Source organism: Nocardia sp. CA-151230, from assembly GCF_050942175.1.
Classification (GTDB): Bacteria; Actinomycetota; Actinomycetes; order Mycobacteriales; family Mycobacteriaceae; genus Nocardia.
This window is the reverse complement of the sequence record NZ_CP192061.1, coordinates 5,569,352-5,590,270: the sequence shown is the minus strand read 5'-3', so window position 1 is coordinate 5,590,270 and position 20,919 is coordinate 5,569,352. Positions and strand designations below refer to the sequence as shown.

24 protein-coding genes are annotated in these 20,919 nt (G+C 68.4%); 17 read left to right on the top strand and 7 right to left on the bottom strand.

Annotated elements, in window-relative coordinates; translation table 11 throughout:
• Positions 1–239: 239 nt before the first annotated feature.
• The 7 genes from ACQP1O_RS26550 (at position 240) to ACQP1O_RS26520 (ending at position 5,270) form a co-directional block, all read left to right on the top strand.
• Positions 240–989: a helix-turn-helix domain-containing protein gene (locus ACQP1O_RS26550; RefSeq protein WP_433561168.1), complete on the top strand. Its 750-nt coding sequence runs from the start codon at positions 240–242 to the stop codon at positions 987–989.
• Between the two features lie 186 nt (positions 990–1,175).
• Positions 1,176–1,619, top strand: coding sequence for a PaaI family thioesterase (locus tag ACQP1O_RS26545; protein ID WP_433561167.1), 444 nt, complete (start codon positions 1,176–1,178; stop codon positions 1,617–1,619).
• A gap of 129 nt (positions 1,620–1,748) precedes the next feature.
• Positions 1,749–2,051 (top strand): urease subunit gamma, encoded by a 303-nt coding sequence (locus tag ACQP1O_RS26540; RefSeq protein ID WP_433561166.1) that lies wholly within the window; start codon positions 1,749–1,751, stop codon positions 2,049–2,051.
• 5 nt (positions 2,052–2,056) lie between these two features.
• A complete protein-coding gene (locus ACQP1O_RS26535) occupies positions 2,057–2,368 on the top strand; it encodes an urease subunit beta (RefSeq protein WP_433567802.1) in 312 nt (103 codons plus the stop codon).
• Positions 2,368–4,089 carry an urease subunit alpha gene (locus tag ACQP1O_RS26530; protein ID WP_433561165.1) on the top strand — a complete coding sequence of 574 codons (1,722 nt, stop codon included), beginning with the start codon at positions 2,368–2,370 and terminating at the stop codon, positions 4,087–4,089. Before ACQP1O_RS26535 ends, ACQP1O_RS26530 begins: the two co-directional genes overlap by 1 nt.
• Positions 4,090–4,210: 121 nt before the next feature.
• Positions 4,211–4,882 carry an O-methyltransferase gene (locus tag ACQP1O_RS26525; protein WP_433561164.1) on the top strand — a complete coding sequence of 224 codons (672 nt, stop codon included), beginning with the start codon at positions 4,211–4,213 and terminating at the stop codon, positions 4,880–4,882.
• A gap of 118 nt (positions 4,883–5,000) precedes the next feature.
• Complete coding sequence (locus ACQP1O_RS26520; RefSeq protein ID WP_433561163.1) at positions 5,001–5,270, top strand: hypothetical protein; 270 nt, start codon at positions 5,001–5,003, stop codon at positions 5,268–5,270.
• Between the two features lie 47 nt (positions 5,271–5,317).
• Here ACQP1O_RS26520 and ACQP1O_RS26515 read toward each other — a convergent pair whose 3' ends face one another.
• Complete coding sequence (locus tag ACQP1O_RS26515) at positions 5,318–5,866, bottom strand: PadR family transcriptional regulator (protein WP_433561162.1); 549 nt, start codon at positions 5,864–5,866, stop codon at positions 5,318–5,320.
• Between the two features lie 91 nt (positions 5,867–5,957).
• On the opposite strand from ACQP1O_RS26515, the gene ACQP1O_RS26510 reads away from it, so the two are divergent.
• Positions 5,958–6,365, top strand: a complete 408-nt coding sequence (locus tag ACQP1O_RS26510) for a nuclear transport factor 2 family protein (protein ID WP_433561161.1) — start codon at positions 5,958–5,960, stop codon at positions 6,363–6,365.
• A 4-nt stretch (positions 6,366–6,369) separates the two neighbouring features.
• Positions 6,370–6,780: a YchJ family protein gene (locus ACQP1O_RS26505; RefSeq protein WP_433561160.1), complete on the top strand. Its 411-nt coding sequence runs from the start codon at positions 6,370–6,372 to the stop codon at positions 6,778–6,780.
• A 30-nt stretch (positions 6,781–6,810) separates the two neighbouring features.
• Here the strand turns inward: ACQP1O_RS26505 and ACQP1O_RS26500 are convergent, their stop codons facing one another.
• The 3 genes from ACQP1O_RS26500 to ACQP1O_RS26490 form a co-directional block, all read right to left on the bottom strand.
• Positions 6,811–7,716, bottom strand: coding sequence for a formylglycine-generating enzyme family protein (locus tag ACQP1O_RS26500; RefSeq protein ID WP_433567801.1), 906 nt, complete (start codon positions 7,714–7,716; stop codon positions 6,811–6,813).
• A gap of 47 nt (positions 7,717–7,763) precedes the next feature.
• Positions 7,764–10,115 (bottom strand): arylsulfatase, encoded by a 2,352-nt coding sequence (locus ACQP1O_RS26495; protein WP_433567800.1) that lies wholly within the window; start codon positions 10,113–10,115, stop codon positions 7,764–7,766.
• Positions 10,116–10,708: 593 nt separating this feature from the next.
• On the bottom strand, positions 10,709–11,377 hold the full coding sequence (locus ACQP1O_RS26490) for a TetR/AcrR family transcriptional regulator (protein WP_433561159.1): 669 nt from the start codon (positions 11,375–11,377) through the stop codon (positions 10,709–10,711).
• A gap of 113 nt (positions 11,378–11,490) precedes the next feature.
• Between ACQP1O_RS26490 and ACQP1O_RS26485 the strand changes: the two genes are divergently transcribed.
• Complete coding sequence (locus ACQP1O_RS26485) at positions 11,491–12,990, top strand: MFS transporter (RefSeq protein WP_433561158.1); 1,500 nt, start codon at positions 11,491–11,493, stop codon at positions 12,988–12,990.
• Here the strand turns inward: ACQP1O_RS26485 and ACQP1O_RS26480 are convergent.
• Complete coding sequence (locus tag ACQP1O_RS26480; RefSeq protein WP_433561157.1) at positions 12,987–13,820, bottom strand: hypothetical protein; 834 nt, start codon at positions 13,818–13,820, stop codon at positions 12,987–12,989. The two genes, ACQP1O_RS26485 and ACQP1O_RS26480, sit on opposite strands and share 4 nt — an antisense overlap.
• A gap of 117 nt (positions 13,821–13,937) precedes the next feature.
• Here ACQP1O_RS26480 and ACQP1O_RS26475 point away from each other — a divergent pair, with 117 nt between their 5' ends.
• The gene (locus tag ACQP1O_RS26475) at positions 13,938–14,840 is read left to right on the top strand and encodes an SDR family NAD(P)-dependent oxidoreductase (RefSeq protein ID WP_433561156.1); all 903 of its coding nucleotides are present in this window, start codon (positions 13,938–13,940) and stop codon (positions 14,838–14,840) included.
• On the opposite strand, the gene ACQP1O_RS26470 is transcribed toward ACQP1O_RS26475, so the two are convergent.
• Complete coding sequence (locus tag ACQP1O_RS26470; RefSeq protein ID WP_433561155.1) at positions 14,829–15,806, bottom strand: zinc-binding dehydrogenase; 978 nt, start codon at positions 15,804–15,806, stop codon at positions 14,829–14,831. The two genes, ACQP1O_RS26475 and ACQP1O_RS26470, sit on opposite strands and share 12 nt — an antisense overlap.
• Positions 15,807–16,010: 204 nt before the next feature.
• Here ACQP1O_RS26470 and ACQP1O_RS26465 point away from each other — a divergent pair, with 204 nt between their 5' ends.
• From ACQP1O_RS26465 to ACQP1O_RS26450, 4 genes are all read left to right on the top strand, one after another.
• Complete coding sequence (locus tag ACQP1O_RS26465) at positions 16,011–16,238, top strand: hypothetical protein (protein ID WP_433561154.1); 228 nt, start codon at positions 16,011–16,013, stop codon at positions 16,236–16,238.
• A 61-nt stretch (positions 16,239–16,299) separates the two neighbouring features.
• Positions 16,300–16,932 carry an urease accessory protein UreF gene (locus ACQP1O_RS26460; protein WP_433561153.1) on the top strand — a complete coding sequence of 211 codons (633 nt, stop codon included), beginning with the start codon at positions 16,300–16,302 and terminating at the stop codon, positions 16,930–16,932.
• Positions 16,933–16,999: 67 nt separating this feature from the next.
• Positions 17,000–17,713 carry an urease accessory protein UreG gene (gene ureG, locus ACQP1O_RS26455; protein WP_433561152.1) on the top strand — a complete coding sequence of 238 codons (714 nt, stop codon included), beginning with the start codon at positions 17,000–17,002 and terminating at the stop codon, positions 17,711–17,713.
• Entirely contained in the window at positions 17,703–18,353 is a 651-nt protein-coding gene (locus tag ACQP1O_RS26450) for an urease accessory protein UreD (RefSeq protein WP_433567799.1), read from the top strand. The genes ureG and ACQP1O_RS26450 overlap by 11 nt, the downstream gene beginning before the upstream one ends.
• Here ACQP1O_RS26450 and ACQP1O_RS26445 read toward each other — a convergent pair.
• The gene (locus tag ACQP1O_RS26445; protein WP_433561151.1) at positions 18,322–19,383 is read right to left on the bottom strand and encodes a nucleotidyl transferase AbiEii/AbiGii toxin family protein; all 1,062 of its coding nucleotides are present in this window, start codon (positions 19,381–19,383) and stop codon (positions 18,322–18,324) included. The two genes, ACQP1O_RS26450 and ACQP1O_RS26445, sit on opposite strands and share 32 nt — an antisense overlap.
• Positions 19,384–19,760: 377 nt before the next feature.
• Between ACQP1O_RS26445 and ACQP1O_RS26440 the strand changes: the two genes are divergently transcribed.
• Both ACQP1O_RS26440 and ACQP1O_RS26435 read left to right on the top strand, forming a co-directional pair.
• Positions 19,761–20,462: an SDR family oxidoreductase gene (locus ACQP1O_RS26440; protein WP_433561150.1), complete on the top strand. Its 702-nt coding sequence runs from the start codon at positions 19,761–19,763 to the stop codon at positions 20,460–20,462.
• Between the two features lie 28 nt (positions 20,463–20,490).
• The gene (locus ACQP1O_RS26435; protein ID WP_433561149.1) at positions 20,491–20,910 is read left to right on the top strand and encodes a tautomerase family protein; all 420 of its coding nucleotides are present in this window, start codon (positions 20,491–20,493) and stop codon (positions 20,908–20,910) included.
• Positions 20,911–20,919: the final 9 nt, after the last annotated feature.

Genomic DNA, 20,919 nt, shown 5'->3' with positions numbered 1-20,919 from the left:
GCTGTCAGCCGATGGGCTGGCACGCACAGCACCCTGTCGGCCCCGCCCGGGGATCTAGCGTGAGGAGTGGCCGGGGTCACGGTAATTGGCAAGGAAGAGGGTTGGGCGTGGCGAACAATCAAGGGTCAGTGGGGATCTCGATTGCGGACGGTTCGTCGGTCGGCGGTCGCCACGGACGCGGCCATGGGCAGATGTGCGTGCGAGGACAGCTGGAGCCGACGGCGCCGATGGATGCTGCGATGGCCGTGGAGCCGCCGAGTTTCGGGGAGGCGCTGCGCCGGCTTCGCGACGAACGGCGGGTGTCGCGCGAACGACTGGCGATGGCGGCCGGCGTCAGCGCCAGTTACATCACCCATCTGGAACTCGGGCGGCGGGACCGGCCGACACAGCCCGTGGTCGAGGCGCTGTTCGGGTATCTCCACCGGGTCCATCCGGTGCCGCATCGATCGCGGCGATATCTGTTCGATCTGGCCGGATTGCCGGACCGCGGTGCTCCGGAACCCGCCGCGTTGCGGGCCGATGTCACGCCCGCCATGCTGCGCCGCCTCGAACGGCTCGACCCGGACCCGGCCGGCTATGTCGATTCGCGGTGGAATGTGCTGGCCCTGAACCGGTCTGCGCGCCGCGCCTTTCCGGGGCTCACCGAAGGAGGTTGCTGGCTGACCTGGCTCCTCGAGGATCCCCGGTCCGCCGCGGCCGTCATCGACCGGGACGCGGTGGCGCGTGCCTCGATCGCGGTGCTGCGGGGGCGAATCGCGACCCACGACGCTCAGGAATGGTCCATCCCGTATCTGCGTGAGCTGGGCAGGAATCCGGAGTTCCGGCGACTGTGGTCGGAATCCGAGGACGCCCACGACGCCGGTGAGCGCGTCGTCCGATTGCGGGGCCCGCGTGGCGGTAGCGGGGTCCTGCTCGACCTGCAGCTCAACGACGTGGAGAGCGCCCGATACCCGGGATGGATCCGCATGCTGTGGGGCATGGCCGGATAAGACGAAGGTGGTGGGTTCCGTTGATCGACGGAACCCACCACCGGCAGGGGATCGGGGCCACCGCAGCCCTCGGGGCCTCGCTCGATCCTGACGCCGGACTCAGTATAGGTCAGGCTTACCTAACTAGGCAAGCGGTGGTGGCGACCCGGCGGTCCGGATCGAGATCCCGCGTGCGAACGTGGAGCCATGAGCGACGACTTCTCCTCGATCAAGTCCCTGGCCGATGTCACCCCGGAGCTGATGAACAAGCTCAGCGAGGGCACCTTCACCGACCTGCTGGGACTGAAGTTCACCGCGCTGAGCGGCGACGAGGCGGCCGCGGAGTGGGTGGTGACGCCGCAGCAGCATCAGCCGGCGGGGATCGTCAACGGCGGTGTGTACTGCACGGTCATCGAGACCCTCGCCAGCGTGGCCGCCGGCGCCTGGCTGGGCGATCGCGGGACCGTGGTGGGCGTCAACAACAACACCGACTTCCTGCGCGCGGTGCGGGAGGGCAAGCTGACCGGTGTCGCGAGCCCGATCCATCGCGGGCGTTCGCAGCAGCTGTGGCAGGTGGTGATCACCGACGAGCAGGATCGGACGGTGGCGCGCGGTCAGGTCCGGCTGCAGAACCTCAACACCCGGAACTGAAGGCGCGGAACCGGAATCGCCGCGTCGGAACTCGTCGTCCGCGGATGGTATATCACCGAAACATGCTGGTAACGCAGGTCGTGCCAGAATGACCGACGATCCGTCCCCGCGATTCGACGAGGAGTCCGAATGCGACTGTCGCCGCACGAGCAGGAGCGCCTGCTGCTGAGTTACGCGGCCGAGCTGGCCCGGCGGCGACAGGCCCGTGGACTGCGACTCAATCACCCCGAAGCGATCGCGATCATCACCGACCATGTGCTGGAGGGCGCCCGCGACGGGCGCACCGTCGCCGAGCTGATGGCCTCGGGCCGCACCGTGCTCACCCGCACCGACGTCATGGACGGGGTGCCGGAGATGATCCACGACGTGCAGGTGGAGGCCACCTTCCCGGACGGCACCAAGCTCGTCACCGTCCACCACCCGATCGGATGACGGCCGTGATTCCTGGCGAATACCTCTGTGCCGAAGGCACGATCGAGCTCAACGCGGGCGCGGAACGCATCGAACTGGAGGTGGTCAACACCGGTGACCGGCCCGTTCAGGTCGGCTCGCACGTGCACTTCCCGCAGGCCAATACCGCTCTGGAATTCGACCGCGCGGCCGCCCACGGCCGCCGCCTCGACATTCCCGCCGGCACCGCGGTGCGCTTCGAACCCGGTCTGGGCCAGCGGGTTTCGCTGGTCCCGCTGGGCGGCGCCCGCGCGGTGCACGGAATCAGCCTCACCCCGCCCGGAAAGCTGGATGCCTGATGGCCGAACTGTCCCGCGCCCGTTACGCCGAACTGTTCGGGCCCACCGTCGGTGACCGAATCCGCCTGGCGGACACCGATCTGCTCATCGAGATCACCGAGGACCGCAGTGGCGGACCGGGTCTCGCCGGTGACGAGGCCGTCTTCGGTGGCGGCAAGGTGCTGCGCGAATCCATGGGCCAGGCCCGCGCCACCCGCGCCGAGGGCACCCCGGACACCGTCATCACCGGCGTGGTGATCGTCGATTACTGGGGAATCATCAAGGCCGACATCGGTATCCGTGACGGCCGCATCGTCGCCATCGGCAAGGCAGGCAACCCCGACACCATGAGCGGGGTGCATCCGGACCTGGTGGTCGGGCCCTCGACGGAGATCATCGCCGGCAACGGCCGCATCGTCACCGCGGGCGCCATCGACTGCCACGTGCACTTCATCTGCCCGCAGATCCTCGACGAGGCCATGGCCGGCGGCATCACCACCCTCGTCGGCGGCGGCACCGGACCGGCCGAGGGCTCCAAGGCCACCACCGTCACCCCGGGCGCCTGGCATCTGGCCCGCATGCTGGAGTCGACCGACTCCTGGCCGGTGAACATCCTGCTGCTGGGCAAGGGCAATACCGTGCGCGAGGACGCGCTGTGGGAGCAATTGCGCGGCGGCGCGGGCGGTTTCAAACTGCACGAGGACTGGGGCACCACCCCGGCCGCCATCGACCACTGCCTCACCGTGGCCGACGCCTCCGGCGTACAGGTGGCGCTGCACTCGGACACCCTCAACGAGGCCGGATTCGTGGAGGACACCCTCGCCGCCATCCGCGGCCGGGCCATCCACTCGTATCACACCGAGGGCGCGGGCGGTGGGCACGCACCCGACATCATCACCGTCGCTTCGCATCTCAATGTCCTGCCCAGCTCCACCAACCCGACCCGGCCGCACACCATCAACACCCTCGACGAGCATCTGGACATGCTCATGGTCTGTCATCATCTGAGCCCGTCCATTCCGGAGGATCTGGCCTTCGCGGAGAGCCGGATCCGGCCCTCCACCATCGCGGCCGAGGATCTGCTGCACGATCTGGGCGCGATCTCCATGATCGGCAGTGACGCACAGGCCATGGGCCGCATCGGCGAGGTGGTCATGCGCACCTGGCAGACCGCGCACGTCATGAAGCGCCGCCGCGGCGCGCTGCCCGGCGACGGCGCGGCCGACAACAACCGGGTGCGGCGCTATGTCGCGAAATACACCATCTGCCCGGCGGTTACGCACGGCCTCGACGCCGAGATCGGCTCCATCGAAGTGGGCAAACTGGCCGACCTGGTGCTGTGGGAGCCCGCCTTCTTCGGGGTCCGCCCGCACGCGGTCATCAAGGGCGGCACGATCGCCTGGGCCGCCATGGGCGACGCCAACGCGTCCATTCCGACTCCGCAACCGGTGCTGCCGCGCCCGATGTTCGGGGCCGCGCCGAGCGTGGCGGCGGGAACCTCGCTGCACTTCGTGTCCGAGCAGGCCATCGAGGACGGTCTCGCGAACCGGCTGCGGGTGAACCGGAAACTGGTGCCGGTGGCCAATGTTCGCGGCCGCACCAAGGCCGATCTCCCCAACAACGACGCCATGCCCCGCATCGAGGTGGAGCCGGACACCTTCACCGTCCGGATCGACGGGGAAGTGTGGGCCGAACAGCCCGCCACCGAACTGCCCATGGCACAGCGGTACTTCCTGTTCTGAACGGATCCGGTGCCGGGTGCGGCGAGAGCGCGCCCGGCACCGAGCCCGGCGCCCGAGTGTGAAATCTCTCGGCGTGAGCGCAGTGCTGGGAGTGCGCCGCAGGCGGTGGCAGACTTCGGGTATGACGACTGCCGATTGGGCCGAAGTTGATCGCTATCTCGTCGAAACCCTGGTGGGAGACGAGGATTCGGAAACCTTGCGGGCGAACGCGACGGCGGGACTGCCCGCCATCGACGTCTCGCCGCCGCAGGGCAAGTTCCTGTATCTGATCGCGAAATCCGTACAGGCGCGGCGGGTACTCGAGGTCGGCACGCTGGGTGGATACAGCACCACCTGGCTGGCGCGGGCCGTCGGGAAGGCCGGTCGGGTGGTGACCCTCGAATACGAGCCGAAGCACGCCGAGGTGGCGCGCCACAATCTGGATCGCGCGGGTGTGAGGGAGCGGGTCGACATCCGGGTCGGCGCGGCGCTGGACTCGCTGCCGGTGCTGGCCGAGGAGCAGCCGGAACCGTTCGATCTGGTCTTCATCGATGCCGACAAGGTCAACAACGCCAACTATGTGCGGTGGGCTTTGCGGCTGACCCGGCCCGGGTCGGTGATCATCGTCGACAATGTGGTGCGCAATGGCGGCATCGCCGACGCGGCGTCGGCGGATGCGGCGGTGCGGGCCAGCCGGGAGGTCATCGAATTGATCGCCGCCGAGCCACGATTGGACGGGACCGTAGTGCAGACCGTCGGCGGAAAGGGCTGGGACGGTGTCGCTTACGCGGTCGTACTCGGTGAGGACGACTGAGTCATAGGTCACTGAACGAAGGGTGAACTGGGCATACTCTGCGCGGTCCACCCCATCCCGGAAAATTTGCTGCACGTTTGCTTGTCATTCTGTGGGTCTCGTCAATACGGTCGTACGCATGACGGACCCGTACGGCTCGACCTTCCCGCCGCCCGCCTTCGTGGCCCCGCCCGAACCCGGTGATCGACCCGGTGCGCTCGAGCGGTTGCGCTCGGCCGTGTTCGTGGCCGCGCCGGTTGCCGCGCTGGTCGGGATGGTGGGTGTGCTCGCCGTCGTCATCTATCGCGGCGAGCACCCTGTCACCGGCGACTCCGGTCGGAACCAGCGGGCCGGCGTCTCCACCACCGTGTCGGCCGGTCCGGTGATCCCGGTCGTGCACGCGTCGTAATGCCCTGCGGGGCAATCACTGTCATCTGCCCTGCGGGGCGATCACTGTCACGAACCGGGCGTTTCGCCCGGGTTCGCGGCCAACTCCTCCCAGTAGTCCACGTACGCCTGCTCGTGCATGATGCCCAGCCGCAGCACGCGGGCGCGTGAGGTCGCGCGCTCGCTGTCGTCCGGATCGATCTCGCCGTAGAGCCTCCGGTACAGCTGCAGCCAGCTGCGATGCTCGGCGGCCTGATTGCGTGCCAGTGCCACCACGTCACCGGGTTCGCCGAGATCGGCGAAGAACAATTTCAGCTGCGCGGGATCGCGGGTCTCCGGTGGCGGCGAGGTCGGGTCACCCAGCCAGCGGGTGAGTTCGGCGCGACCGGCTTCGGTGAGGTGGAAGACGCGGCGGCGGCGTCCGCTCTCCTCGGCCTCCTCGTGCAGCAGGCCCTGCTCGGCCAGGCGCGGCGGGACGCGGTAGAGCTGGGCGTGCGGGATGGGCCAGAACTTGTCGACGCTCTCCTCGAGGCGGACCTTCAGGTCGTAGGGCGTCAGCGGGCCGTGCCGGGCGATCAGGCCCAGCACGATGTGGTCCTGCGGGCCGAGGTCGGTCATTCGGCAGCAACTCCTCTCGGGTTGACACGGTATCGCTGAGACTATACATTCATTCCCGTCATACCGTATCAATGAGACTATTGGAGTTGGGATGCGCGACTACGCCATCGACCTGTACAACCGCTGGGCCGCCCTCTGGAACGGCGACCTCGCCATCGCCGCCGAGATCATGGCCCCCGAATTCACCCTCCGCTACGCCCAGCCCGGCGCGACCGTCTTCGACGACGTCCGCGACCCTGCGGCCCTTGCCGCCGTCGTCGACGCGTTCCGCGCCGAGCGGCCGGGCCTGGATTACGCCCCGCAGGGCGTGCCCGTCGTCGACATGGCCGACAGCCGAACCGGACTCGTCGCCCAGCCCTACGGGGCCCGGATCGTCGATCCGGACGGCACCGTCGTGCGCGACATCAGCGGGACCGACATCCTGCGATTCGAGAACGGGCGGATCGTCGAGGTCTGGTCGGTGTCCGGTGGACCCGCCGGACGCAGCTTCTACGCTTAGGCTCATGTCGAAGCGCCGCACTCCCCGTCCCGTGCCCGAGGACTGCCCGTGCGGGCTGCCCGCCGCCTACGCCGACTGCTGCGGGCGCCTGCATCGCGGCGAGGCCGATGCGAGCACCGCCGAACAGCTCATGCGGTCGCGCTTCAGCGCCTTCGCGGTGCGGGACGAGGCGTATCTGCTGCGCAGCTGGGCCCCCGAAACCCGGCCCGCCGACGTGGATTTCGACCCGGGACTGCGCTGGGACCGGCTCGAGATCCTCGGCGCGACCGGCGGGGGACCGTTCCACACCGAGGGCACGGTGGAGTTCCGTGCCCACTACCGCGCCCACGGCCGAGCGGGACAGTTGCACGAGAACAGTCGCTTCCGCCGCGACCACGGGGCATGGGTCTATCTCGACGGCGATATCGAGAACTGATCAGTGAGTCCGGTTCTGCCGCACCACTCGTCACGGATCTTCGTCGCGTACGACACAGCGGAATCCGAGATGACAGGTGGCGGTGTCCTCGGTCTGCCCCTGCCGGGCGGCCGGGCGGTAGCGCAGACAGTAGTCGGCTGCGCACAGATATGACCCACCCTTGACCACGCGGCGTGGAAACCGTTGCGCTGCTTCGACTTCGGGTGTGTCCACCCGTGGGTTGTGTGGAGCGCAACAGGACGACGTCGCGTGCCCGGGGCGAAAGAAGTCGACTGTCCACTCCCACACGTTGCCGGTCACGTCGTACAGGCCGTAACCATTGGGCGAATAGGTGCCGATCGCCGTGGTGCCGGGTGTGGGCGACTGTCCTCGGCCGGGATGGAATTTCCACGGGAAGGCGCCGACCCAGACGTTGGCCAGGCGCCGGCCGGTGGGTTCGAATTCGTCACCCCAGGCATACGTCGCCGAATCGAGTCCGCCGCGGGCCGCGTACTCCCATTCCGCCTCCGTGGGCAGCTGTTTGCCGGCCCAGGCCGCGTAGGCCGCGGCGTCCTCGTAGGCGACCTGGGTGACGGGGTGGCGGTCGAGCCCGTCGAGCGTACTGCCGGGACCGTGTGGATGACGCCAGCCGGCGCCCGGAACATACCGCCACCAGCGGCGCCAGTTGTCCAGTGGGACCGGACCCGGGGCGGGTCGGAACACCAGCGCGCCGGGTGTCAGGTCCGCCGGCTCCGCTTCCGGGTAGTCCTCGGCCGCCGGAATACGTTCGGCGACCGTGATGTATCCGGTTTGCTTCACGAATCGCCGGAAGGCGGCGTTGGTCACCGGGTGCGGGTCGATCCAGAACGAATCGACTCGCACCCGATGCACCGGCCGCTCCTCGGGGAAGAAATCCTCCGAACCCATGCTGAATTCGCCGCCGGCTATCCGGACCATGCCGCGGTGGACCTCTGCGCGGATCGCGGTGGCCATGGGCGCTCGCCTCAATCGCGCGAAAAGGCCGCGGCCGCAGCCATTTCCAGATCCTGATACGGCTTTCCGCTCACGTCCTCGATGACCTGGTGCATGGTCCCCCCGGTGAACGGGAACGGTGACCGGTAACGCGCCGAAACGGACTGACCGGTGTCCCGGCCGACCCGGACGCCCTCCCCGACACCGGAGAACACGGTCGGCTGGATCCGCATGTCATCGAGTGAACCCACGGGGTTCTCATCGATGTAGAGGACGGCCTCACCGGTGGGCGTGAAGTGGTCGGGCCGGGTGCCGTGCCGTTCGTACCGAACCCCGAGGATGTGATCGCCGAGCGGTACCCGGCGGTCGGAGACGATGGCCTGCTCCTCCTCGCCGAGGAAGTTGTAGATGTAGCACAGGCGACCGTCCTGGACGAACAAGGCGTGTCCGCCGAGTCGCCCACCGTGGGCGAACAGCACTCCCTCCGCGTCCGGACTGGTGATCGTCGTCTCGGCCAGCAGCGCGAACGAGCGGCCCAGAATCTCGAGCGCCGCGCCCGGTCCGACCTCCGCGCTGTCCGGGTGGTAGACGGCCCGGTCCAGGCCTTTGGCGTAGGTCGGGCGATAGCGCACCATCGCGGAGACGATGTCGAGATCGTTGAGCGGCATCCCGTTGTATTTCTCGGCCTCCGAGAACCACAGTGCCTTCAATTCCTCGAGCTTCTCGGGATGGACCTCGGCCAGGTCGTGCATCTGGCTGCGGTCCCGATCGAGATGGAACAGCTCCCAGCGGTCCTTGTCGAAATGTCCCCAGCCGGACGGGCATGCCGCGTGAATGGTGTCGGCGAACCACCCGCGATGCCAGATGCCGCGCGTGCCGAGCATCGAATAGAACTGGGTGTGCTTGCCGACATCGGCGTCGGCGTCGTCGAACAGGGCCCGGAAGCTGACTCCCTCCAAGGGGCGTTGCTCCACGTTCTTCACCGTGTCCGGCGGTGTGATGCCGAGCAGGTCGTAGACGGTGGGAGTGACGTCGCAGACGTTGAGGTACTGGTGGCGGATCTCGCCGCGGGCCGGGATGCCCGCCGGCCACGACATCACGCACGGATCGGCTATGCCGCCCTCGTGCGAGGCATACCGCTTGTACAGCTTGTACGGGGTGTTGAAGGCCATCGCCCACCCGATGCTGTAGTGGTTGTAGGTGGTCGGCAAACCCAGCTCGTCGAGCTTGGCCAGGCTGTCCTCGATCGTGTCGATGTAGCCGTTGAAGAACTTCATCTCGTTGACCGAACCGTTCGGACCGCCCTCGCCGCTGGCGCCGTTGTCCGAGAAGGCCACGATGATGGTGTTGTCCAGCTGGCCGCTCTCCTCGAGATAGTCCAGCAACCGGCCGATCTGCGCGTCCGTGTACGACAGGAATCCGGCGAACACCTCCGCCTGCCGGGCGAACAGCCGTTTCTCGTTGTCGGACAGCGAATCCCAGGCTCGTACCGTGTCCTGCGCCGGCCACGGCTTGCCGTCGGCACTGGTGACGTCCACGTACGGGTTCATGGGCGACAGCTCGGTGTTCCCCGGCACCAGGCCCATGCGTTTCTGGTTCTCCAGCACGATCTCGCGATACTTCTCGTAGCCCATGTCGAACCGGCCGCGGTATCTGTCGGCCCACTCGTGCGCAACGTGGTGCGGCGCATGCCCGCATCCCGGGCACAGGTACATGAACCACGGCTTGTCGGGGGCGATCACCTTCGCGTCGCGAATGAACTCGATCGACTTGTCGGCCAGATCCTTCGACAGGTGATACCCGTCCTCCGGCGGATACGGCTGCGAGATCGGGTGATTGTCGTACACCAGATTCGGATACCACTGGTCGGCCTCGCCGCCGAGGAAACCGTAGAACCGCTCGAACCCACGCCCCAGTGGCCAATGCCGCTTCGACGCCGCGAGATTCTCCTCCTCGAGCGGCGTCATGTGCCATTTGCCGACGGCGTAGGTGTTCCACCCGCGCTCGGCGAGCACCTCCGAACACAACGCGGTGTCGGCGGGTATGCGTCCCGACAGGCTCGGGAATCCATCGCTGAATTCTTCGATCGTCGCCATGCCGACCGACGACGCATTTCGCCCGGTCAGCAGCGAGGCACGCGTGGGCGAACACAGTGCGGTGGTGTGGAACTGCGTGAACTGCACGCCCCGATCGGCGATCCGCTTCATATTCGGCATGTCGACCAGACCGCCATAGCAGTCCCAGGTAGCGATTCCGATGTCGTCCCACACCAGATACAGCACGTTGGGAGCACCCTGCTTCGCGGTCGGCTCCGCGTACGGCCCCCAGTCGGCGACCGAGTCACGGATGTCTAGGCCGACATGTCCTTCGAACTTCCTGGCCATCATTCACCTCTGGAAAGGAGAATCGTTGGTAGTGATACCCAGCTCCAGCGACACCGCTGGGAGTTCATCGACGCGTCGGTGACCAGGCCATTCCTGGACTCGGTGTCCGGAACTCTCGCTGATCGCCAACCTCTGGTTCCCATAGAAGCGTACCGACCGGAATAGACTCGTAGCAGCGGTTGGCCGAACACGAGGTCCGCGATGATGTAGAGCCCGAGCACGATCGGTACGACCGGGATGGCCCAACGGCTGTGGCGTCGCAGGATTTCGGCCGGCCGGCGATGAGATATCAGCACCATGCCGGCCGAACACCAAGCGGCAGTGAGGATGGCGAACACCGTGACGGCGAAAGCAGGTGGCCGGCGCCGGGGTCTCGCTGGATATCACGTTCTGCGACCCGGATGGCCTTGTCTGTGAACTCGACAGAGAGCGTTCGGGTCTACGAGTGATCGAACGGGGGTACAAGACGCCGTCGCCGGTCTGCATGCAGAAGCAGTAGAACTGCATCGTCCGCACCAAGGCGGTCCATGTAATGGTGCGGACCGTGCCGCGCAATGGGATTCGGCGGTGCCGTGACGGTGATTTCGGGCAGATCAGTAGGCGGCGCGGGCCTCGAAGCCGTCGCACAGTGCGGTGAGACCGGTGTCGAGCAGATGCTCCGGATTCAGCAGGGCGGTGTCGCCCGTGCCGACGAGATCGGCCAGTGGGGACGGGGTGGGCCAGCGCGGGTCGCCGTCGAGCAGGGCGGTGAGCCCGGAGCGCTCGTCGGCGCTGCTGTCGCGGCCCTGCAGCAGCCGGGCGCTGACCTCCTGCAGGGCGACCCCGGCGATGTAGCTCCACACCGACAGTGACATGCGGGTCGCCTCACGGGTGTCGACGCCGAGCTCTGCGAAGCCCTCCACGAGCCAGCTCAGCACCACCAGGCTGTGCTCGCCGAAGTTGTAGCGCGGCACCGCGAAGGTGAACAGCACCCACGGATGTTCCTGGTAGAGCCGCCAATCCACCTCGGCCGCGATCCGCACCCGGTCACGCCAGGTCCAGCCCTGGCCCTCGGCCGCCGGGTAGGGGTTGCGCCGCGAGACCTCATCGGTCATGGCCGCCAGCAGGGTGTCCTTGTTGGGGATGTGCCGGTACAGCGACATGGCGCCGGAGTTCATACGATCGGCGATGCGGCGCATGGACAGGGAATCCAGTCCGGACTCGTCGGCCAGGGTGATGGCGGTGTCGACGATGGCGGCCCGGGTGAGCTTGGCCTCGGTCATCGGACGAATTGTTCCCTTCCCGCGCAGGGTATGCGTACACTGTACTCGCGCTCGTGCGTACAACGTACGCGCGCATTTTCTTGCAAGCCCGAAATCAGCCCGAAGGATAGGTCATGACGAGTACCCTCGCGCGTCCCGACGCGAAGACGCCGCGCCGCGCCTGGGCGGGCCTGGCGGTTCTGCTGCTGCCGGTGCTGCTGGTGTCGATGGACATGTCGGTGCTCTACCTGGCCATGCCGACCCTCACCCAGAGCCTGGATCCGTCCGCGACACAGCAGCTCTGGATCCTCGACATCTACGGCTTCATGATCGCCGGACTACTCATCACCATGGGCAATCTGGGCGACCGCATCGGGCGTCGCAACATTCTGCTCGCCGGCGCCACCGTCTTCGGAATCGCCTCGGCGCTGGCCGCTTTCGCACCCAGCGCGGGCGTGCTCATCGCGGCGCGGGCGCTCATGGGCATCGGCGGCGCGACGCTGCTGCCGTCGAGCCTGGCCCTGATCTCGACGCTGTTCCCGAACGATCGGGCGCGTGCCACCGCCATCGGCGTCTGGACCGCGTTCTTCGCGGGCGGGTCGGCGGTCGGGCCCATCGTCGGCGGCATCCTGCTGCACCACTTCTGGTGGGGCTCGGTGTTCCTGATCAATACGCCGGTGCTGCTGGTGCTGCTGGTCTTCGGTCCGCTGCTGCTGCCCGAGCACCGGGACGCCGGGCGCGGGCGCCTGGACTGGTTGAGCGTGCTGCTGTCCATCGGCGGCATCCTTCCGCTCGTGTACGCCGTCAAGAATTGCGCGGCCGAGGGATTCGACCTGCCGGCCGTCGGCATCGGGATCATCGGCGTGCTGCTGCTGACCGCGTTCATCCGGCGGCAGCGCACGCTGGCCGAACCATTGCTGGATCTGAGCCTGTTCCGGCGCGGGCTGTTCTCGGTGGCCATCGGGTCCAGCACGGTCGGCATGCTGGCGCTGGCCGGTATGAGCTATCTGACCAGCATGTATCTGCAGTCGGTGACCGGACGCGACGCGCTGCAGTCGGCGCTGCTCGGGATTCCGGGGGCCGTGGTGGTGTTCGTGTTCTCGATGAGCGGCGCGCGGATCGGTCGCAGGCTCGGCACCAAGACCACCTTCGTGCTGGCGCTGAGCATGGCGTCGCTCGGCAATCTCATGCTGCTCGGGGTCGGTGTGGACGGCGGGATCGGCTGGTACATCGCCGCTTCCGTGGTCGCGGGCGCGGGCTTCGGCATCGCGTTCACACTGGTGTCGGAGGTGGCGGTGTCGTCGGTGCCCGCCGAGCGGGCCGGGTCGGCGGTCGGCATCTCCGAGACCAGCTTCGAACTCGGCAACGGGCTGGGCCTGGCGCTGCTGGGATCCCTGGCGGCCCTGGTCTTCCGCTCCGGCGGGGACTTCGGGCCGACGCTGGGCGAGACCGTCGCCCAGGCCGGCGACAATGCGGCCCTGGTCGAATCGGCGCGTGAATCCTTCGTGACCGGCATGCACGTGGCGACCACCACCGGTGCGGTGCTGCTGGCCGCGATGGCGGTGGTGGCGTTCTTCGCCAAGTCCGGCGCCCCCGCGACCAGCGCCGCGGTGCCGGCCGGTTCCGCGCACTAGCCGAACAGCGTGGTCCACACCTCGGTGATGCGGGCGCGCCAGGGCGTGACCACCCGCTGATACGCCCAGCGCGGGCCCGCGAGGGCACGCCAGGCGCGGGCGACGGCCGCGAAGAGCGGTCGCAGGACAGTGCGGTTGAACCAGCGGCAGGGGGTCACCACCGTGATGTGGACGACGGTGGTGGCCACCCGCCAGCCGAACAGGACCGTCACGATCACCGCGTAGACCAGCGGACGCAGCACCCATCGCCACAGGTGCTTCGCGGGCCACACGATCAAGCAGGTGATGAGCGGCTCGATCACGGTGACCAGCAGCCAGTGGCCGCCGGGCCGCAGGATTCGCTGCCACAGGGCCGAGATCGGGACGGCGACCAGCCACTTCCACGCCAGGGCGAGCGTCCGGCCGATCGCCTCGGCGATCGGTCTGACCACGGTGCGGAAGATCCACGGGATGCCCGGCTTCAGGACTCGCCGCCACAGCCACTCCTCGATGGCGCGCTGGATCGGGCGCAGGACACAGTCGAGCAGGAACGCCCCGATCGGGGTGAGGACCATGCCGAACAGCAGCTGCTGGATCAGTAGATGCCAGAGATGGTTGCGCACGAAATTGCGCAGCGGGCGGAAGACCCAGTCCCGGAACAAGATCGCCAACGGTCGCGCCAGATGCTCGTTGAACAGCCTGAATGCCGCGGCTGTCAGTCGCGGTATCCGCTCGAGTGCCTCCCACGCCAGCCGCGGTGGCACGAACAGCACCAGCACGATGGCGCGTGCGATCCAACCCGGGATCGAGACGTGTTCCGGCGTCGGCTCTTCCGGCGCTCGTTGCGACATGACGGATTCCTTCCCCCGTGGACCGCCTCCCATCCTGGCGCTGGAAAGTGGGCTGCGCCCAGGGTATTTCCACTCAGTTCCCGATCACATACCGGTCCGCCGGTTAGGCTCGGAAACGTGGCTGAGCAAGACGCTCCGAACAGTGCGCGACCGGCCGGGGCGAACGGACGTCCGTTGGCGGAACGCGTGGCGACCAGACTCTTCTATCCGACCTCCCGGCCGCGTGAGAAAGCGCTGCGCGAGGTCGTGTCCGGCGAGATCATCCTGGTGACCGGCGCCTCGCACGGCATCGGCAAGGCGGCCGCGCGGAAACTGGCGGCCGCGGGCGCGACGGTGCTGCTGGTGGCGCGGTCGCTGGAGGACCTGGAACGGGTGGCCGCCGAGATCCGTGAAGCGGGCGGGACGGCGTACGTCTACCAGTCGGACATCACCGAATTCGATGCCGTCGAGGCCCTGGGACAGCGAGTGCTGGCCGAGCACGGCCGGGTCGATGTGATGATCAACAATGCGGGCCGCTCGATTCGCCGCCCGATCGACGAATCCTATGAGCGGTTCCACGATTTCACCCGCACCATCGATGTCAACTACCTCGGACCCGTGCGGCTGCTGCTCACCCTGCTGCCGAGCATGCGCGAGCATCGGCGCGGGCACATCGTGAACATCTCCACCTGGGGACTGCGCATGCCGCCCGCGCCGCGGTGGTCGGCCTACGGTGCGTCCAAGGGCGCCTTCGACATCTGGTTGCGCACCGTGGCGACCGAGATCGCCGCCGACGGTGTCACCACCACCTCGGTGTACATGCCGCTGGTACACACCCGCATGAGCGCGCCCACCGATTTCTCCGGCGTGCCCGGGCTCACCGCGGACGAGGCGGCCGATCTCATCTGCCATGCCGTGGTCGCACGGCCGCTGGAGATCTCGCCCTGGTGGACCGGTCCGGTGCAGGCGTTCTCGGATCTGCGGCGCGGGGCCGCGCAACGGTTCATGGAGCGCGGCATGGGTCGCCGGTCAGGGAAGTAGCACCACCTTGCCGGTCGTCTCGCGCGACTCCAGGGCCCGGTGCGCGGCGGCGGCCTGCGCGAGCGGGAAGGACTGGACGGCCGGGCGCAGACGACCCGTCGCGGCCTCGGCCAGCGCGCGAGTCTCCAAGGCGCGCAAGCCCCCCGCGCGTTCGAGCATGGGCGGGCCGAGCACGACCTGCGAGGTGACACCGCGGGCGGCGAGGGCCCGCTCGTCGAGCTCGACCTGTCCGCCGGACCAGCCGAACACCAGTCGCAGGCCGCCGGCGCCGAGCAGATCGACTGCGGTGCGGGCGATCTCGCCGCCGACACCGTCGAACAGCAGGGTGGCCGGGCGGTCGCCGTAGCGGGCGCGCACCGCGTCCGGCCATGCCGGATCCAGATAGTCCAGCGCCAGATCCGCGCCGTTCTCGTAGACCTGATCGGCCTTCGCCTTGCCGCCCGCGAGCCCGATGACGGTCGCGCCCGCGGCGGCCAGGTACTGCACCAGCAGGGTGCCGATACCGCCCGCCGCGGACGGCACGATGCCCACGGTCTCGGCGCTGACCTCGGCGAAGCCGAGAATCCCGAGCGTGGTGCGCCCGGTACCGATCATCGCGACCGCGGCCCCGGCATCGACACCGTCCGGAATCGCGTGCAGCCGTTCGGCTTCGGTCACGGTGAGTTCCGCGTATCCGCCCGGCATCTGCCCGATGTGGGCGACGACCGCGCGGCCGAGCCAGCTTTCGTCCACTCCGGAACCGACCCGGTCCACCGTCCCCGCCACTTCCCGGCCGGGGATGGTCGGCAGTTCCGGGATCGGCGTCGGCGATCCCGAGAAGCCCTGCCGCAGTGAGGTATCCAGCAGATGCACGCCCGCCGCGCGGACCGCGATACGCACCTGGCCGGGACCGGGCTCGGGGTCCGGGACCGTCTCGTACCGCAGATTCTCGGCAGGTCCGAACTCGTGAAGACGAATGGCGCGCACAGCAACTCCTGGTCTCGGCAACGAACGTGCCCCAAGTCTGTAACCTGAACATTGGTTCAGGTCAAGTTTCCTTTCCCGGGGCCCGCCGACCGCGGCGCCGAATTCACCCCGCAGTTTGAAACGAATTGCCTTCACATCGGCGGCTTTCGGGTTAGTCTCGCTGCGTTCCGCTTCCTGTGAGCTTGCTGTGAGAGAGGACGATTCATGAAAACCGTTGTGCTGAAAGCCTGTGCGATCGCGGCCATCGGCTCCGGACTCGGCGCTGCCCCGGCCCTGGCCGCTCCGCTGTCGCTGCAACCCGCCGCCCCCGAACCGGCCGCGGTGAACCCGGTCGCCGGGCTGGTCCCCGATACCGGTTCCGCGGGCACGCTCAATTCCTTCACCTGCGCCCTGAAGAGCATCTCGGCCTCGATGCCCTGCCTGCTCACCTAGCCGGCAGGAGACGGCCGGGCACGGCCTAGGATCGGGCCATGCGATATCCGGACGTGCGGCGATGAGCCTGGCCACCCTCCTCACCCTCGCCGATTCCCGGCTGCCGATCGGCGGGCACGTGCATTCGGGTGGGGTCGAGGAGGCGGTCGCCTCGGGTCTGCTGCGTGACGTCGCGAGCGTCGAGCTCTACCTGCGGCGGCGCATCCGCACCTCCGGGCTGGTGGCGGCCTCGCTGGCCGCCGCCGTCTGCGCGGGGGCCCTCGAACCGGGGCGCGCCGAGCTCGAGGCCGACGCGCGGACGCCGTCGCCGGCGGCTCGGGTGGCGTCGCGGGCCCAGGGGCGCGGGCTGCTGCGGCTGGCCAAACAGGTCTGGCCGCAGGCCGATTGGCGGGCCCTCGGCACTCGTCCGCATCTGTCCACGGTGTTCGGGGTGGTCGGCACGGTGTGCGACGCCGCGCCCGAGGACATCGCCGCCGTCACCGTCTACACCACCATGACCGGGGCCGCGACGGCCGCGCAGCGACTGCTGGCCCTCGATCCCGCCGCGGTCGCCGCCTGCACCGTCCGGCTCGCCGAGTTGTGCGACGCCACGGCGCGGCAGGCGGCGAAATCGCTTGCCGCGCTCTCCGACCCGCTGCAGGACGTGCTCGCCGAGCGGCACCTGCGTCGGGACATGCCGCTGTTCGCGTCCTAGCCGGTCACCGAGTTGGTAACAACCGGTTTACGTGGCTGGGCGAGGATGGGGGTGAAAGGAGCCGCACATGCCACCTCACCTCATCGATGGGGAACCGCACGACCACAGCCACGACCGGCCCAAGCGGGAGCGGACGCCGGGGGAGCCGCTGCGGATCGGGATCGGCGGGCCCGTCGGGTCCGGCAAGACCGCGCTGACCGCGGCCCTGTGCCGGCAGCTGCGAGACGAGCTGTCGCTGGCCGTGCTGACCAATGACATCTACACCACCGAGGACGCGGACTTCCTGCGCCGGCACGCGGTGCTGCCCGACGAGCGGATCACCGCGGTCCAGACCGGCGGCTGCCCGCACACCGCGATCCGCGACGACATCACCGCGAATCTGGACGCCATCGACGACCTGATCGAGGCGAACCCGCCGCTGGATCTGATCCTGGTCGAATCGGGCGGCGACAATCTGACCGCCACCTTCTCCTCCGGCCTGATCGACGCGCAGATCTTCGTGGTCGACGTGGCCGGCGGCGACAAGGTGCCGCGCAAGGGCGGACCGGGTGTGACCTGGTCGGATCTGCTGGTCATCAACAAGACCGACCTGGCCCCGATGGTCGGCGCGGATCTGGCTGTCATGGACCGGGATTCGACCAAGGTGCGCGAGGGCCGGCCGTTCGTGTTCACCTCCCTCACCGAGGACCCGGCGGCGACGCCGGTCCTGGCCTGGGTGCGCGAGCAGCTGCGCGTGGCCGCCGAACAGGACGCGACGGCGGGCAGTGCCCATTCGCACTGAGCTCCGCATCACGGCGACCGCCGGGACGCTGCCGCACATCTACGCGGTCGGCGGCCTGGCGGCGCGGCACACCGGTGTGGACACGGTGCACATCATCGGCACCGCGGCCACACCGCTCGGCGGCGACGTGCTGGACATCGTCGTCTCGGTGGGTGAGGGCGCACGGCTGAGGGTCCGGTCGGTGGCCGCGACCATCGCGCTGCCCGGGCGTGAGACCCGGAAGTCCGTGGCGCACTGGCGCTTCGACGTAGCCGCTGGCGGCGAACTCGATGTCGACCCCGAACCGACGGTGGTCGCGGGCGGCGCTGAGCACGACACCTTCACCACCATCCGGCTGGAAGTGGGTGCGCGCCTGCGCATTCGGGAACGCATCCAGATCGGCCGCACCGGCGAGGACCACGGCTACTGGAGTGGCGAGCTCACCGCCGACATCGGCGCCACCCCACTCCTGCGCCACCGCCTCGAACTCGGCGCCGACACCGTCACCGACGACGCCCTCTCGGCCCCGCGCGCACTGGAAAGCGTGCTCACCTACCCCGACGACCGCCCAGCCGACACCATCGGCCTGGACGCAGCACTCCTACCCCTCGCCGCAGGCGGCACCCTGTTCACCCGAACTGGTCGCCTGCTGACCCGCTGACTCGCGGTTCCCCTCTCGGGGAGAGCTGTCCCCGGGCTCGGGTGAGCCCTCGGACCAGTCGTTCGAGCCATTCGCGCAGACTGCCGGTGACGTCGGGATGGTGCTGCCGGAACGTGTCCCAGTGGACGTTCCAGGTGAGGATGTCGTCGGCTTCGAAATCGTCGGCCGCTGTGCCGAGGGCTCTGCGCAGCAGCGGCCGGGGTAGCCGGATGCGCGGGGACTCCGCAAGGAGCACCGCGTCGTAGAGGTCCTTGCCCGCGCCGCCTTCGCGGATGTCGACGTACTCCGAGGTTGTGGTGGATTCGGTGAACAGCCACAGCAGTTTCCATGCCAGGGACAGTTCCGGGCTCGCCGTGACGCAGGGGGTGGGCGCGCTGCCGTCACCGCGTGGCACGAGGGTCCAGACGGGGGAGTCGGGGAGGGCTTGGTCGGCGGCGAAATCCAATTGGACCTCACCCGCCATCGCGTCGGGGCCGGTCGTGTACCAGGGCACCCGGACTCGCAGACCGGGGGTGTCGTAGTAGTCGAGCGCGTAGCTCCCGTCCGCACTGTCGTCGATACCGTCGGCGTTCAGGACCACGCCTGCCCGGGCCGCCGGTCGCTGCCGGATCGTCTCGATCAGGTTGTCCAGCAGGGGAGTCCAGGTGTGGTTCTCGCTGTAATCGTCCGGGTCCACCCAGTGCAGGCCCTCCGGCGGCAGGATCGGGCGTAGCCCGAAGGACTCGAACTGCTCGTCCTCCCACATCTCGTCGGTCACCGCTCCGAACGCGGCCTCGGGCCAGTGCTGCACCCGGGACAGGCCGTCGACGTAGGGAAACGGGTCGGCCGGATCGGTGAAGGCGATATCGGTCGGGTCGGGCACGATCCAGTCCAGATCGGCCGGCGGCCTCGCCTTGTCGCCGACCCACGCGGCCATGGTGATACTCCCGCGCAGCACCAGCCCACGGCCCCACGGTGATTCGGCGATCAGCTCCAGTGTGTGGTCCAGCGCCGCCCGATGCGCGGCGCGGAACCGCGGTGTCCTCTCCACCTCCCCGACGCTAGAACAGGGGTGTGACACAGTAGATTTCGCCGCTCCGGAGCATGTCGACGATGTCGCCGATGTCGCCTCCGAACTACAGGTGGCTGAAATCGGCGACGGTGCCGGGGCCCTACAGCAGGAAGATCACTCGCCGCCTGGCATTGCGCCGCAACAGATTCCGGCCGCCGATCATCGCGCTACGCAGGGTGCCTGGCCGACGACACGCGGCCGCTGGTTTCCGGCCGGCCCGCGATGACGCGACCAGGTGGCTTCACAGCGGCTTCGGCGAGATCGACGCCCATCCCTGCGCCGGTAGATCCGCGGTCTGTACCTGCTCGCCCATGTTGGCTATAGTGGAATATAGTCAGGTGTATCAGGAGGTAGGTATGACGACAATCGAGGGTGCGAATGTCCTGGTGACGGGCGGGCAGCGCGGGTTGGGCCGTGCGTTCGCTCGGGAGTTCCTGGACCGGGGCGCGGCGAAGGTGTACGTGACCGCGCGCAAGCCGGAAGCGAGTGACGATCCGCGGATCGTGCCGGTCGAGCTCGAGGTCACCGATCCGGATTCGATCGCCGCGGTCGCGGAGCGGGCCGGCGATGTGAGCATTGTGGTGAACAACGCGGGGGTGCTGCGGCCGGCGCCGTTGTTACGGACCGAGATGGCGGATGTGGTGGAGACGTTCGAGACGAATGTCTTCGGGCCGCTGCGGATCGCGCGGGCTTTTGCGCCGATTCTCGCCGTGAACGGCGGTGGGGCGCTGGTGGACGTGCACTCGGTGCTGTCCTGGAGTTCGGGGGCGGCGGCGTACGGCGCGTCCAAGGCCGCTCTGTGGTCGATCACCAATTCCCTGCGGATCGAATTGGCGGGGCAGGGTACGCAGGTGGTCGGTGTGCATCTCGGGTTCGCCGACACCGACATGGTGAAGGCCATCGCGGCGCCGAAGATCAGCCCGGCCGAGGTGGCGGCGGCGGTCGCCGACGGGCTGGAGCAGGGGGCGACCGAGGTGCTCGTGGACGACTTCACCAGGCAGGTGAAGGCCGCGCTGTCCGGTCCGGTCGAGGGCCTCGTGCTGTCGTTCGGCCGCTGAAAATCCGTCTCTTCCAAGGGAGTTCATCATGCCCCTGTGGCACGTCTATTATCCCGCCGACACCCTCACGGCCGAGGACAAACAGAATTTCGCCAGTGACATCACCGCTTACTACGCGCGCTTCGGGTTGCCGGAGTTCTACGCGGTAGCGCTCTTCCATGAGGTCCCGGCCGACTCCTTCTACGTCGGCGGCGTGTCGATCCCCGCGGTGCGGATCACCATCGACCACCTGGCGCGCCAACTCGACGACCCCGATCTGCGCAAGCACATGAGCAAGCGCCTGCACGACCTCATGGCCCCGTACACCCTCGACCGCGGGCTGCATCTCGAATTCAATATCAACGAGGTCGCCCGGGATACCTGGATGATCGGTGGACTGTTCCCGCCCCCGCCCGGCAGTCGTATCGAGCGCGGCTGGGCCGAGGCGAACAAACCCATTCCCTACTGACCGAGAACG